Source organism: Vogesella indigofera (assembly GCF_003633895.1).
GTDB classification, from domain to species: domain Bacteria; phylum Pseudomonadota; class Gammaproteobacteria; order Burkholderiales; family Chromobacteriaceae; genus Vogesella; species Vogesella indigofera.
In genome coordinates this window covers 337,830-351,379 of the sequence record NZ_RBID01000011.1, presented here as the reverse complement: position 1 = coordinate 351,379, position 13,550 = coordinate 337,830, and the positions used below count along the sequence as shown (strand labels likewise).

Here is a 13,550-nt window from a genome sequence, read left to right as displayed (position 1 = left end):
CTTATTTCTTGCCTGCGGCAAAGTGTTGTTCAAGCAGCAGCAGCGCAGCGTCGGCCGCCTGCTGCTCTGCCCCGCGACGGCTGATGCCGTCACCGGTGGTAATGATGCTCAGCTCGGCCAGATCGCACTGCACGCGGAAGCTCTGCTCGTGCGCTTCGCCGCTCTGCGACAGGATGCTGTAGCGCGGCAGCGACAAGCGGCGCGCCTGCAGCGCCTCCTGCAGCCGTGTCTTGGCATCCTTGGCATGCTTGCTGGGGTCGATGGCGACCACGCGCTCCTGGTACAGGCGGCGCACTACACGCTCCGCCGCCATGAAGTCGGTATCGAAGCTGATCGCGGCAAAGATAGCCTCCACCGCATCGGCCAGGATCGACGGCCGGTTGAAACCGCCGCTCTTCAGCTCGCCCTCGCCCAGGTACAGGTAGTCGCCCAGCTTCAGCTGCTGCGCGATCTCGGCCAGCGTGCTCTGGTTCACCAGGTTGGCCCGCAAGCGCGACAGCTCGCCCTCCGACAGTTTCGGAAAGTGATCGAACAGCATCTTGGCGACGGTGTAGTTGAGAATGCTGTCGCCAACGAACTCGAAACGTTCGTTGTTCGGCGCGCCAAAGCTGCGATGGGTTACCGCCTGACGCAGCAATTCGAAGCGGCTAAAAGAATAATCCAGCGCCGTACACAGGCGCCGGAAACGTTGATCAGACTGATTCACTATGTTTAGGGATTCGATTCCAGGACAGGGGTACCTGCCTCATGTTCAAAAGAAAGGATCAGGCCGAGATGGTCGACCAGGGGCACTTCGCGGCGATAACGCACGCCGATGCCGACCGCGGTCGGTGTCGTCAGGATCAGCAGGTCTTCCGGCTTGATCGAGACAATGCCGTGCACCGTGGTGCGATCCCTGAATTCGCGGCGCAATTCACCTTCGGTTTTACCCGGGGTCACCACCATTTCGTCGATCGTCTTCTTGATCGCAAAATATTCGGTATACACCGGCAGCAGCTTGAAGAAGGCCAGCAACACCACCGACAACACGATGGCCAGCGCCAGCACCACCAACAGGGAAAAACCACGTTGCTGCTTCATATCATGCTCCTGCACCCGGATTAATGGATGGATTTGCCAATACGCGAGAAATCACCAAGGTTCAGCCAGATCAGGAACGCCTTGCCCACCAGCAAGCGGTCCTCGACAAAGCCCCAGTAGCGGCTGTCTTCGCTGTTGTCGCGGTTGTCACCCATCATGAAATAGTGTCCCTGCGGCACCTTGCAGCTGAAGCCGTCATCACGGTATTCGCAATTTTCGCGCAGCGCGAAGGAACGCACACCGGCCGGGTTATAAACCGGCGCCTCCGGAATGACCAGCGTATCGTAGCTGACCTTGCCCAGGGTTTCGGTATAGCGCTGGTTCTGCACCAACATCAAGCCCTGTTCCAGGTAGCTGTGCTCGCCGACGCTCAGGCGCGGCAGCGGCTTGCCGTTCACCGACAGCTGCTTGTTGCGATATTCCACCGTGTCACCCGGCAAACCGATGGCGCGCTTGATGAAGCTGACCTTCTCGTTTTCAGGATAGGTAAACACCACCACGTCGCCATGCTCGACCGTGCCGACCGGCACAAACACCTTGTTCAGCACCGGCACGCGCAGGCCGTAGCCGAACTTGTTGACCAGGATGAAGTCACCGACCACCAGTCCCGGGCGCATCGAGCTGGAAGGGATCTGGAACGGCTCCACCACGAAGGCACGCAGCAGGAACACCACCGCGATCACCGGGAAGAAGCCGCGCGGGAAGTCGATGTAGTGCGGCACCACCACGCCCGGCTGCCGGCGCTTGGCCAGCACCAGCTTGTCGAACAGCCACACGCCACCGGTCACCACCACCACCAGCAACATCACCGCGGTGAAGCTCATGTGGTCGGAGAGCAGGCCGAAAGCCCCGCCCAGAATCGCCAGATATCCCCACTCGATGGATGAAGCGTGGGTACCGTCATCACGCTTGCCGCCAAACGCGATCAGCATCACGCCAACCGCCAGCAGCACCATCCATACCCAGAACAGGTTTGCCCCCATTTATTTGTCCCCAACTTGCAAGATCGCGAGGAAGGCTTCCTGTGGAATCTCCACGTTGCCGACCTGCTTCATCCGCTTCTTACCGGCCTTCTGCTTTTCCAGCAGCTTTTTCTTACGGGTAATGTCGCCACCGTAGCACTTGGCCAGCACGTTTTTGCGCAGCGCCTTCACCGTTTCACGGGAGATGATGTGGCCGCCGATGGCCGCCTGCACCGCGATGTCGAACATCTGGCGCGGAATCAGCTCACGCATCTTCGACACCAGCTCGCGACCGCGGTACACGCTGGTGGCGCGATGCACGATCAGGCTCAGTGCATCGACTTTTTCGCTGTTGACCAGTACATCCAGCTTCACCAGATCGGAGGCCTGGAATTCCTTGAACTCGTAGTCCAGCGAGGCATAGCCGCGACTGGTGGACTTCAGCTTGTCGAAGAAGTCCATCACCACTTCGTTCATCGGCAGATCATAGGTCAGCATCACCTGACGGCCCATGTACTGCATATTGCGCTGCACGCCGCGCTTCTGGTTGCACAGCGTCATCACCGAGCCGACATAATCCTGTGGCACCAGAATGGTGGCAGTGATGATCGGCTCGCGCAGTTCTTCGTACTTGCCCGCTTCCGGCATCTTCGACGGGTTGGACACCTCGCTGATGGTGCCGTCCTTCATCACCACTTCGTAGATCACCGTCGGCGCGGTGGTGATCAGGTCCATGTCGAACTCGCGTTCGAGACGTTCCTGCACGATTTCCAGGTGCAACAGGCCGAGGAAGCCGCAACGGAAGCCGAAGCCCAGCGCCTGCGACACTTCCGGCTCGTACTTGAGCGAGGCATCGTTCAGCTGCAGTTTTTCCAGCGCATCGCGCAGCGACTCGTAGTCGTGGCTTTCCACCGGGTACAGGCCGGCAAACACCTGCGACTGTACCTCCTTGAAGCCTGGCAACGGCGCATCCGCCGGCTTGTTCACCAGGGTGATGGTGTCGCCGACCTTGGCCGATTTCAGTTCCTTGATACCGGCGATGACAAAGCCCACTTCACCGGCGTTCAGGCTCGGGCGCTGCACCGACTTCGGCGTGAACACGCCGACCTGTTCGCACAGGTGTTCGGCCTGGGTGGCCATGAACTTGATCTTGTCTTTCGGCTTCAGCTGGCCGTCAATCACGCGCACCAGCATCACCACACCGACGTAGTTGTCGAACCACGAGTCGATGATCAGCGCCTTCAGCGGGCCGTCCGGATTGCCTTCCGGTGGCGGAATCTTGCTGACCACGGTTTCGAGGATGTCCTCGATGCCGATGCCGGATTTGGCCGAGGCACGCACCGCGTCCACCGCCTCGATGCCGATGATGTCCTCGATTTCCTGCGCAATGCGGTCGGGATCGGCCGCCGGCAGGTCGATCTTGTTCAGTACCGGCACCACTTCCACGCCCAGTTCGATGGCGGTGTAGCAGTTGGCCACGGTCTGGGCCTCGACACCTTGCGAGGCGTCCACCACCAGCAGCGCGCCTTCGCACGCCGACAGCGAACGGCTGACTTCGTAGCTGAAGTCGACGTGTCCCGGGGTGTCGATCAGGTTCAGGTTGTAGACCTGGCCATCACGCGCCTTGTAGGTCAGCGCGGCGGTTTGCGCCTTGATGGTAATGCCGCGCTCTTTTTCGATGTCCATCGAATCGAGCACCTGCGCACTCATTTCACGCATGTCCAAGCCACCGCAATACTGGATAAAGCGGTCGGCCAAGGTCGATTTGCCATGGTCAATATGGGCAATGATCGAGAAATTTCGGATATTTTTCATCAGAATCCAGCAAAAATTAAGGGCACTGGTTTGTGCCCTTGATAACTCACACTGGCGCGGATTTTAGCCGATTTCGCCTGGCTGTGCAGCCAATCGTGCAAGCAGTCGCGGCAGGTCGAGATGCCAGTGGCAGATTTCGGTCGCCCCTTCCATCAATACCGGCACCAGCTCGTTGTACTTTTCCTCCAGCAGCGGGTCGGCATCGACATCGACGACGTCCAGCGCAAAGCCGTATTGCTGCTGCAGCGGCTGCAGCTGTGCCAGCATGTCGTGGCACAGGCTGCAGTATTCGCGAAAATAGAGTGTCAGCTGCCTCATTGCGTTTTTTTCTCCGGCACCAGCGCCACGAACAGCGGATTACCCTGTCGCAACAGCCGCATCGGCAGCGCCTGCCCCGCCGGCGTCGCCGCGATGGCATCCTGCAGCTGCTTGACGCTGGCAAGCTCGGCACCGGCAACACCGATGATCACGTCACCGACCACGATGCCGGCCCGTTGCGCCGGCCCCTCGACCTGGCGCACCTGCAGGCCGAACTTGACGCCCAGCTGCTGCGCCAGCTGCGGCGCCAGCAACTGCACCGACAGGCCGGTGCGGTTCATCGCGTCACCGTCCTGCTGCTGGTGGCCGTGATAGGCCCGGTCGACGGTACGCGGATCCTCTTCCTGCAGCGCGACGGTCAACACCGTCACCCGTGACAGCGCACGGTTACGCCACACGCCCAGCTCCACGCGCGAGCCCGGCTTGATCGCGCCGATCAGACGCGGCAGATCGGCCGAGGCCTGCACACTGTCGCGGTTGACGCTCAGCACCACGTCGCCGGCACGCAGGCCGGCCAGCTCCGCCGGACCGCCCTTCTCCACCGAATTGATCAGCGCGCCCTGCGCCTCCTTCAGGCCGAACGAGGCGGCCAGTTCGCGCGTCAGCTCCTGGATACTGACCCCAAGGCGACTGCGGTTAACCTTGCCGTCCTTTTTCAGCTGTTCGGCGACATTCAGCGCGACATCGATCGGAATGGCGAAGGAAATACCCATGAAGCCGCCGGAACGGCTGTAGATCTGCGAATTGATACCGACCACCTCGCCGTCCAGATTGAACAGCGGGCCACCGGAGTTACCGGGATTGATCGCGGCATCGGTCTGGATGAACGGCACATAGCTCTCGTCCGGCAGCTGGCGCCCCTTGGCCGAGACGATGCCGGAAGTCACCGTGCTCTCGAAGCCGAATGGCGAGCCGATTGCCAGCACCCATTCACCGACCTTCAATTTTTCCGACCTGCCGAGTTTTACCGTCGGCAGGTTGGCCGCATCGACCTTCAGCAGCGCGACATCGGTACGCGCATCGGAGCCGATCAGGCGCGCCTTCAGCTCACGCTTGTCACTGAGGGTGACGATCATCTCGTCCGCCTCGGCCACCACGTGGGCATTGGTCAGGATGTAGCCATCGGCCGACAGGATGAAACCGGAGCCGAGGCCACCGGTGCGGTATTCACGCAGCTGCGGCGGCGCAAAACGGCGGAAGAACTCGGCAAACGGATCGTTCTGCATCCCCTCCGGGATCTGGCGCACCATCTCACGCACTGTCTGCACGGTACGGATATTCACCACCGCGCGCCCGTGCTGCTCGACCAGCTGGGTAAAGTCAGGCAGCACCTGCGGCGCAGCCAGCGCGGGCGCCGTGGCACCCAATGCGGCCAACATGGCAGAACACAGGATCAGTTTCTTGAACGGCATGTTTCTGTTTTCTCCTGAATGATCAGTGACGGATCGACCCGGCGCACGATGCTGGGCATGAAGAACTGCCGGGTGGTCACGACTGCGGCATAGCGTTTGACCCACCACAAGGTCAGGGCAAACAGGGAAAAAGCCAAGAGCACCGACGACAACTCACCCAGCGCCCGCCCCAGCACCGCCCCCGCCAGCAGCGCCAGCAAGGGCAGGCAGTACAACAGCGCGGTCGACACCAGCAGCGCGCGCTCGTGCACGGCGACGATCACCTTGTCGCCGACACCGGCCGCGGACGGATTGCGCACGCGGAACAGCGGCTCGCGCAGCACAAACATCCGCGCCAGCGACAGCGAACGGCAGCCGTGCACCGGATCGCACTGCCCGCACGGGGAATGCGGGGTTGGCCGCACCATGGCTTCGCCGCCATGGAGGGACACCACCTGGGCTTCGGTTTCCAGCATGCTTATTTCTTGATTACGCGCACGGTGTTGATCACATTTTCCAGGCCCTGCTCCGGCAGGTCACCGACCACGGTCAGCACCTGGTTGCCAAGCCGGCGCGACGCCAGCCCCAGCCCACCTGGGCCGATCACCGCCGGATGCGAATCGGCCTCGCCCTTGCCGGCTTCGACAAACAGCGACAGCTTGGCCAGACCATCGGTATAGACAAAATGTGACACCGGGGAATCATGTCCCGGCAACTGGCGGGTCGCGTAGCGCAACAGGCGGAAGCCGGTCGGCATGCCGCGGATCTCGAAATCGGCCGGCACCACTTCCTGCGGCGCGCTGACCGCGGCACCCAGTGCCAGGCTGTACTTGAAGCGTGGCCGCAGCAGGGCGCGCTCTTTCGGGTTGCCCAGCGTCAGGTCGCTGAAGGCAAACTGCTCAATCACCGCACCCTTGGCGTCGTGGGTCACCGTTTTCAGCGGCAAGGCGCTGGCCGGGTCCACGCATACCTTCAGGCCGTAGCGCAGGCTGGCCTCTTTCGGCGTCAGCAACAGCCACTGGCAATCGCGGCGCGCGACACGGTCCAGCTTGCCGCGGCTCAGCACGTAGGCCGACTTCAGGTCTTGCGAGCGTTCCGGCAGGATCGCCGGAAACAGCTTGATGGCATTGACCTTGGCCGCACTCAGCGCCTTGGTGTCCGGCGCGTAGCAGGTCAGCTCGTTGTCGTCGCGCACCAGCTCGCGCGGCATGCCGTCCATCGACTCGCGCCGCTCTCGCACCATGCCGCCTTCCTGCGCGCGGTACAGGCGAAAGGTTTCCAGCTCGTCATCGACGTGATGGGTATAGCTACCGCTCAGCGCCTGGTGACGGCCCGCCTGCGCGGCTTTTTGCAACAGATCCCAATCCGACTCCGCGGCCGCCAACAATGGAATGCCCAGCAACAGATAACCGGCAAACTTGACCATCAGCGCGCCACCCCCGACACCGGTTCCGCCAGATTGACACGTTCCAGCCCTTCGGCGGCCATCATGTCGCGATGAGCCTGCAAATAGGAGTTGCGGGTGGACGCCTGCTCGGCCGATACCTGCACCGCGCCACCCTGCGGCGTCGACACCGCCTGCGCCATCAGGCCCGGCACCGGTTCCGGCTGGCTCTGCCACACCGCCCAGCCGACCACCCCAGCCAGCGCGAAGGATGCCGCCATGGCGTAGCGCATCAGGCCCGATGCCGAACCGCGCTTGGGCTTGGGCGCCAGCACCGTCGGCTCCTGCTGCAACGCCTGTCCGACTTCGGCGCGCACATCGACCGACAACAGCGCAGAGCCGCGAATTGCATCACCAATCAGATGGTATTCATTCCATGCCGCCTTCAACTCCGGATCAGCATCCAGCGCACGAATACACTGAGTGGAAGCCGCATCGTCCAGCTCCCCATCCATCAAGGAAGAAAGGTTTTGTTTCATAATCGGTTCACCATCTTTTGTTTTTTGCCGTATCCAGCAAGGGACGCAACTCTGCCGCGATCGCTTCGCGGGCACGGAAAATCCGCGACCGCACGGTACCGATTGGACAGTTCATGGCACTGGCAATTTCGTCGTAGCTGAGACCTTCCATCTCGCGCAACGAAATGGCCGTGCGCAACTCTTCCGGCAGCCGCTCTACCGCGGCATTGACCGCGGCGAGGATCTGCTGGTTCATCATCTCGGCTTCCGGCGTGTGGTAATCCGGCACCTGCGAGGCCATGTCCAGGCTTTCGCCGTCCTCGTCCTCGAACTCGGCGCTGATTACCGGCCGGCGGCCGGCGGAAGTCAAAAAGTTCTTGGCCGTATTGATGCCAATACGATATAGCCAGGTATAAAACGCACTTTCACCGCGAAACGAAGGCAGTGCACGATAGGCCTTTACAAACGCTTCTTGCGTCACATCCTCGATATCCGCCGAATCGCGGATAAAGCGTGACAACAGGCGGGAAAGCCGTCGCTGGTACTTTGCCACCAACAGATCGAACGCGCGTTTTTCACCACGCTGCGCGCGCTCGACCAATTGCTGATCGATATCACGATCACTCATCGTTGCCGTTATCTCCCTGATTCGTCCTGCTTGTTTTTGTTGTGGCCAACGCTGGGCCAACACAGGACAGAAACTGTGACCTGCCTTGTTCAGGATAAGTTCACCGTACAAGCCGTTGCACTTATAACAAAGCTGTCCGCATCTAGCAAAAAAGCGCGCAGAAATTCGTTTACCAATTTACCAAGCACTTGCTAGAATATGAACAACCACTCCAGAACACAAAACATCAGAACCTAACACCCGAACCCGAAGACAGGAGAAACCCGATGACGACACCCGGCCAACGTTTCCGCGATGCAGTTGCCAACGAAAAACCCTTGCAAGTCGTCGGCGCGGTCAATGCCTACGCTGCCCGTCTGGCCGAACACAGCGGCTTCAAGGCACTGTACCTGTCCGGTGGCGGTGTCGCTGCCTGCTCCTGCGGCATCCCCGACCTTGGCATCACCACGCTGGAAGACGTGCTGATCGACGTGCGCCGCATCACCGACGTCACCGAGCTGCCACTGCTGGTGGACATCGACACCGGCTGGGGTGGCGCCTTCAACATCGCCCGCGCCGTGCGCAACCTGGAAAAAGCCGGTGCCGCCGCAGTGCACATCGAAGACCAGGTGCAGCAGAAACGCTGCGGCCACCGCCCGAACAAGGCCATCGTCAGCCAGGAAGAAATGGTCGACCGCGTGAAGGCAGCGGTAGACGCCCGCAAGCACGGCATGGTGATCATGGCGCGCACCGACGCGCTGGCGGTCGAAGGACTGGAAGCGGCGATCGAGCGCGCGGTGGCCTGCGTCGAAGCCGGCGCCGACATGATCTTCCCGGAGGCGATCACCGATCTGGCGATGTACAAGCAGTTTGCCGAAGCGGTGAAGGTACCGGTGCTGGCCAACATCACCGAATTCGGTGCCACCCCGCTGTACACCACCGAACAGCTGGGCGCCAACGGTGTCGGGCTGGTGCTGTACCCGCTGTCGGCGTTCCGCGCCATGAGCCAGGCGGCACTCAACGTCTACGGCGCCATCCGCCGCGACGGCACGCAGCAGAACGTGGTCGACACCATGCAGACGCGGATGGACCTGTACGAACACCTTGATTACCACGCCTACGAGCAGAAGCTGGACGCCCTGTTCAGCCAAGGCAAGTAAGCGGCCAAATAAGTGGCGTGACGGTGTACACCATGCCCAATCTGTTCGCGGACATTCCGGCCGACCTGCCGCAAGAGCTGTTCCAGACGCTGTTTTCCGGCAGCGCCGGTTTTCGCGTGGAACGCATCGTGTCGCGCGGACACGCCTCACCCGAGGACTTCTGGTACGACCAGGACGAACACGAGTGGGTGCTGTTGCTGGCCGGCGCCGCGGAACTGGCATACGCCGACCCGCCCCGCCGCCAGCAGCTGGCGCCCGGTGATGCAGTGCTGATTCCGGCCCATTGCCGTCACCGCGTGGCCTGGACCACACCGGCACAGGACAGCGTCTGGCTAGCCGTTTTTTTCAGCGAAAAATAATTCGATAACGCACAACCCAGTCAATACCAGCAGCAGGAGAAGAGAAGAAATGACCGAATCACTCCAAGTGCTTCCCAAAGCCAAGAAATCCGTCGCACTCTCCGGCGTCGCCGCCGGCAATACCGAGCTGTGCACCGTTGGCCGCAGCGGCAACGACCTGCACTACCGCGGCTACGACATTCTGGATCTGGCCGCCGACACCGAATTCGAGGAAGTGGCCTACCTGCTGGTACACGGCAAGCTGCCGAACCAGGCCGAACTCACCGGCTACAAGAAGAAGCTGAAATCGCTGCGCGGTCTGCCGGCGTCGGTGAAAGCGGTGCTGGAAGCGCTGCCGGCCGCCTCGCACCCGATGGACGTGATGCGCAGCGGCGTGTCGGCACTAGGCTGCACGCTGCCGGAAAAGGACGACCACAACGTGCCAGGCGCGCGCGACATCGCCGACCGCCTGATGGCATCGCTGGGTTCGATGCTGCTGTACTGGTACCACTTCAGCCACAACGGCAAGCGCATCGAGGTGGAAACCGACGACGACTCCATCGGCGGTCACTTCCTGCACCTGCTGCACGGCCAGAAACCGTCCGCACAGTGGGTGCGCGCGATGCACACCTCGCTCAACCTGTACGCCGAGCACGAGTTCAACGCCTCCACCTTCACCGCCCGCGTTATCGCCGGCACCGGCTCCGACATGTACAGCGCCATCACCGGCGCCATCGGCGCGCTGCGCGGCCCGAAACACGGCGGCGCCAACGAGGTGGCGTTCGAAGTGCAGAAGCGCTACGAAAACCCGGACGAAGCCGAGGCCGACATCAAGGCCCGCGTCGAGCGCAAGGAAGTGGTGATCGGCTTCGGCCACCCGGTGTACACCATCAGCGACCCGCGCAACAAGGTGATCAAGGAAGTGGCGCGCGAGCTGTCCAACAGCGCCGGCGACAGCAAGATGTTCGACATCGCCGAGCGTCTGGAAAGCGTGATGTGGGACATCAAGAAGATGTTCCCGAACCTGGACTGGTTCAGCGCAGTGAGCTATCACATGATGGGCGTGCCGACCGCGATGTTCACCCCGCTGTTCGTGATCGCCCGTACCAGCGGCTGGAGCGCGCACGTGATCGAACAGCGCATCGACGGCAAGATCATCCGCCCGAGCGCCAACTACATCGGCCCTGAAGACCAGGAATTCGTGCCACTGGCACAGCGCTGACGCGTCACTCCTGCCGGCAGCGACCGGCTGGTGATTACCATAAAACAGGAACGGCGCCCTGCGGCCAACGTTGGCCGCAGGGTGATCTCCAACCTCACCCTCGTGCCCACGCCATGAATAGCCAATACCGCAAGCCGCTGCCCGGCACCCGCCTTGACTACTTTGACACCCGCGCCGCGGTGGATGCCATCAAGCCCGGTGCCTACGCCACCCTGCCCTACGTTTCCCGCGTGCTGGCCGAACAGCTGGTTCGCCGCTGCGAGCCGGCGCTGCTCACCGACGCGCTGACGCAACTGATCGAACGCCGCCAGGACCTGGATTTTCCGTGGTATCCGGCACGGGTGGTGTGCCACGACATCCTCGGCCAGACCGCGCTGGTGGATCTGGCCGGCCTGCGCGACGCCATCGCCGACAAGGGCGGCGACCCATCGCAGGTCAACCCGGTGGTGCCGACGCAGCTGATCGTCGACCACTCGCTGGCGGTGGAGTGCGGCGGCTTCGACCCCGATGCCTTCGCCAAGAACCGCGCCATCGAAGACCGTCGCAACGAGGACCGTTTCCACTTCATCAACTGGACGCGCACCGCGTTCAAGAACGTGGACGTGATCCCGGCCGGCAACGGCATCATGCACCAGATCAACCTGGAGAAGATGTCTCCGGTGATCCAGGCGCGCGACGGCGTCGCCTTCCCCGACACCTGCGTCGGCACCGACAGCCACACCCCGCACGTGGACGCGCTGGGCGTAATCGCCATCGGCGTCGGCGGCCTGGAAGCCGAAACCGTGATGCTGGGCCATCCGTCGATGATGCGCCTGCCGGACATCGTCGGCGTCAAGCTCAGCGGCCAGCGTCAGAGCGGCATCACCGCCACCGACATCGTGCTGGCACTGACCGAGTTCCTGCGCAAGGAGCGCGTGGTCGGCGCATGGGTGGAGTTCTTCGGCGAAGGCGCCGACAGCCTGTCGATCGGCGACCGCGCCACCATCTCCAATATGTGCCCGGAGTACGGCGCCACCGCCGCCATGTTCTACATCGACGGCCAGACCATCGACTACCTGAAGCTCACCGGCCGCGAACCGGAACAGGTGGCACTGGTGGAAGACTACGCCAGACTTACCGGCCTGTGGGCCGACGATCTGGCTACCGCGCAGTACCAACGGGTGCTGGAATTCGACCTGTCGAGCGTGGAGCGCAACATGGCCGGCCCATCCAATCCGCACAAGCGCCTGCCGACCTCGGCGCTGGCCGAGCGCGGCATTGCGGCCAACCTTGCCGCAGCGCGCGAACAGGAAGCGCAAGGGCTGCTGCCGGACGGCGCGGTGATCATCGCCGCCATCACCAGCTGCACCAACACCAGCAACCCGCGCAACGTGGTCGCCGCCGCGCTGCTGGCCAAGAAGGCCAACCAGCTGGGACTGACGCGCAAGCCGTGGGTGAAGACCTCGTTCGCCCCCGGCTCCAAGGTGGCCAAGCTGTATCTGGAAGACGCCGGCCTGCTCGGCGAGCTGGAGCAGCTCGGCTTCGGCATCGTCGCCTACGCCTGCACCACCTGTAACGGCATGTCCGGCGCGCTGGATCCGGCGATCCAGCAGGAAATCATCGACCGCGACCTGTACGCCACCGCCGTGCTGTCCGGCAACCGCAACTTCGACGGCCGCATCCACCCCTACGCCAAGCAGGCCTTCCTTGCCTCGCCACCGCTGGTGGTGGCCTATGCCATCGCCGGCACCATGCGCTTCGACATCGAGCGTGACGTGCTGGGCGTGGTCGACGGCCGCGAAATCCGTCTGAAGGACCTGTGGCCGAGCGACGAGGAGATCGACGCCATCGTCGCCGCCAGCGTGAAGCCGGAACAGTTCCAGCAGATCTACATCCCGATGTTCGATCTGGGCACCGCCGAGCAGGCCAAGAGCCCGCTGTACGACTGGCGCCCGCAGTCCACCTACATCCGCCGCCCGCCGTACTGGGAAGGCGCGCTGGCCGGTGAGCGCACCTTGCGCGGCATGCGCCCGCTGGCACTGCTGCCGGACAACATCACCACCGACCACCTGTCCCCGTCCAACGCCATCCTGGCCAACAGCGCCGCCGGCGAATACCTGGCAAAAATGGGCCTGCCGGAAGAGGACTTCAACTCCTACGCCACCCACCGTGGCGATCACCTCACCGCGCAGCGCGCCACCTTCGCCAACCCGCAGCTGGTCAACGAGATGGCCGTGGTGAACGGCGAAGTGAAAAAAGGTTCGCTGGCCCGCGTCGAACCGGACGGCCAGGTGATGCGGATGTGGGAAGCGATCGAGACCTATATGCAGCGCAAGCAGCCGCTGATCATCGTCGCCGGTGCCGACTACGGCCAGGGCAGCTCGCGTGACTGGGCCGCCAAGGGCGTGCGTCTGGCCGGGGTGGAGGCGATTGCCGCCGAGGGTTTCGAGCGCATCCACCGCACCAATCTAGTGGGCATGGGCGTGCTGCCGCTGGAGTTCAAACCCGGCATCAACCGCAAGACGCTGAATCTCGACGGCAGCGAAACCTACGACGTGCAAGGCGACATCGCGCCGCGCGGCGACCTGACGCTGGTGATCCACCGCCAAAACGGCGAGCGCGTGGCGGTGCCGATGACCTGCCGTCTGGACACCGCCGCCGAAGTGCGCGTCTACCAGGCCGGCGGCGTACTGCAGCGCTTCGCCCAGGATTTCCTGGCCGGCCAGCCGGCTTGAGCATCAAGCGGCAGGCACCGTCCAGTGGTGCCTGCCACGTA

At 62.8% G+C, this 13,550-nt stretch carries 14 protein-coding genes; 4 read left to right on the top strand and 10 right to left on the bottom strand.

Going from position 1 to position 13,550, the window contains the following annotated elements; translation table 11 throughout:
* Position 1: 1 nt before the first annotated feature.
* The 10 genes from rnc to rpoE all read right to left on the bottom strand — a co-directional run bounded on the left by rnc (position 2) and on the right by rpoE (position 8,096).
* Positions 2-706 (bottom strand): ribonuclease III, encoded by a 705-nt coding sequence (gene rnc, locus C8E02_RS04000; RefSeq protein ID WP_053068071.1) that lies wholly within the window; start codon positions 704-706, stop codon positions 2-4.
* 5 nt (positions 707-711) lie between these two features.
* Entirely contained in the window at positions 712-1,080 is a 369-nt protein-coding gene (locus C8E02_RS03995; RefSeq protein ID WP_047966272.1) for a DUF4845 domain-containing protein, read from the bottom strand.
* A gap of 20 nt (positions 1,081-1,100) precedes the next feature.
* The gene (lepB, locus tag C8E02_RS03990) at positions 1,101-2,063 is read right to left on the bottom strand and encodes a signal peptidase I (RefSeq protein ID WP_047966273.1); all 963 of its coding nucleotides are present in this window, start codon (positions 2,061-2,063) and stop codon (positions 1,101-1,103) included.
* Positions 2,064-3,857, bottom strand: coding sequence for a translation elongation factor 4 (gene lepA, locus C8E02_RS03985; protein ID WP_047966274.1), 1,794 nt, complete (start codon positions 3,855-3,857; stop codon positions 2,064-2,066).
* A gap of 63 nt (positions 3,858-3,920) precedes the next feature.
* Entirely contained in the window at positions 3,921-4,175 is a 255-nt protein-coding gene (locus C8E02_RS03980) for a glutaredoxin family protein (RefSeq protein ID WP_047966275.1), read from the bottom strand.
* A complete protein-coding gene (locus C8E02_RS03975; RefSeq protein ID WP_120809733.1) occupies positions 4,172-5,587 on the bottom strand; it encodes a DegQ family serine endoprotease in 1,416 nt (471 codons plus the stop codon). Before C8E02_RS03975 ends, C8E02_RS03980 begins: the two co-directional genes overlap by 4 nt.
* Positions 5,569-6,042 carry a SoxR reducing system RseC family protein gene (locus C8E02_RS03970; RefSeq protein WP_120809732.1) on the bottom strand — a complete coding sequence of 158 codons (474 nt, stop codon included), beginning with the start codon at positions 6,040-6,042 and terminating at the stop codon, positions 5,569-5,571. Before C8E02_RS03970 ends, C8E02_RS03975 begins: the two co-directional genes overlap by 19 nt.
* A 2-nt stretch (positions 6,043-6,044) precedes the next feature.
* Positions 6,045-6,992, bottom strand: coding sequence for a MucB/RseB C-terminal domain-containing protein (locus C8E02_RS03965; protein WP_120809731.1), 948 nt, complete (start codon positions 6,990-6,992; stop codon positions 6,045-6,047).
* The gene (locus C8E02_RS03960) at positions 6,992-7,489 is read right to left on the bottom strand and encodes a sigma-E factor negative regulatory protein (protein ID WP_120809730.1); all 498 of its coding nucleotides are present in this window, start codon (positions 7,487-7,489) and stop codon (positions 6,992-6,994) included. The genes C8E02_RS03965 and C8E02_RS03960 overlap by 1 nt, the downstream gene beginning before the upstream one ends.
* 7 nt (positions 7,490-7,496) lie before the next feature.
* Complete coding sequence (rpoE, locus tag C8E02_RS03955; protein WP_047966280.1) at positions 7,497-8,096, bottom strand: RNA polymerase sigma factor RpoE; 600 nt, start codon at positions 8,094-8,096, stop codon at positions 7,497-7,499.
* Positions 8,097-8,362: 266 nt separating this feature from the next.
* Here rpoE and prpB point away from each other — a divergent pair, with 266 nt between their 5' ends.
* From prpB to acnD, 4 genes are all read left to right on the top strand, one after another.
* Positions 8,363-9,235 (top strand): methylisocitrate lyase, encoded by an 873-nt coding sequence (gene prpB, locus C8E02_RS03950; RefSeq protein WP_047966281.1) that lies wholly within the window; start codon positions 8,363-8,365, stop codon positions 9,233-9,235.
* A 32-nt stretch (positions 9,236-9,267) separates the two neighbouring features.
* Positions 9,268-9,594, top strand: a complete 327-nt coding sequence (locus C8E02_RS03945) for a cupin domain-containing protein (protein ID WP_120809729.1) — start codon at positions 9,268-9,270, stop codon at positions 9,592-9,594.
* Between the two features lie 49 nt (positions 9,595-9,643).
* Positions 9,644-10,795, top strand: a complete 1,152-nt coding sequence (gene prpC / locus C8E02_RS03940; RefSeq protein WP_047966283.1) for a bifunctional 2-methylcitrate synthase/citrate synthase — start codon at positions 9,644-9,646, stop codon at positions 10,793-10,795.
* A gap of 113 nt (positions 10,796-10,908) precedes the next feature.
* Positions 10,909-13,509, top strand: coding sequence for a Fe/S-dependent 2-methylisocitrate dehydratase AcnD (gene acnD, locus C8E02_RS03935; protein WP_120809728.1), 2,601 nt, complete (start codon positions 10,909-10,911; stop codon positions 13,507-13,509).
* Positions 13,510-13,550: the final 41 nt, after the last annotated feature.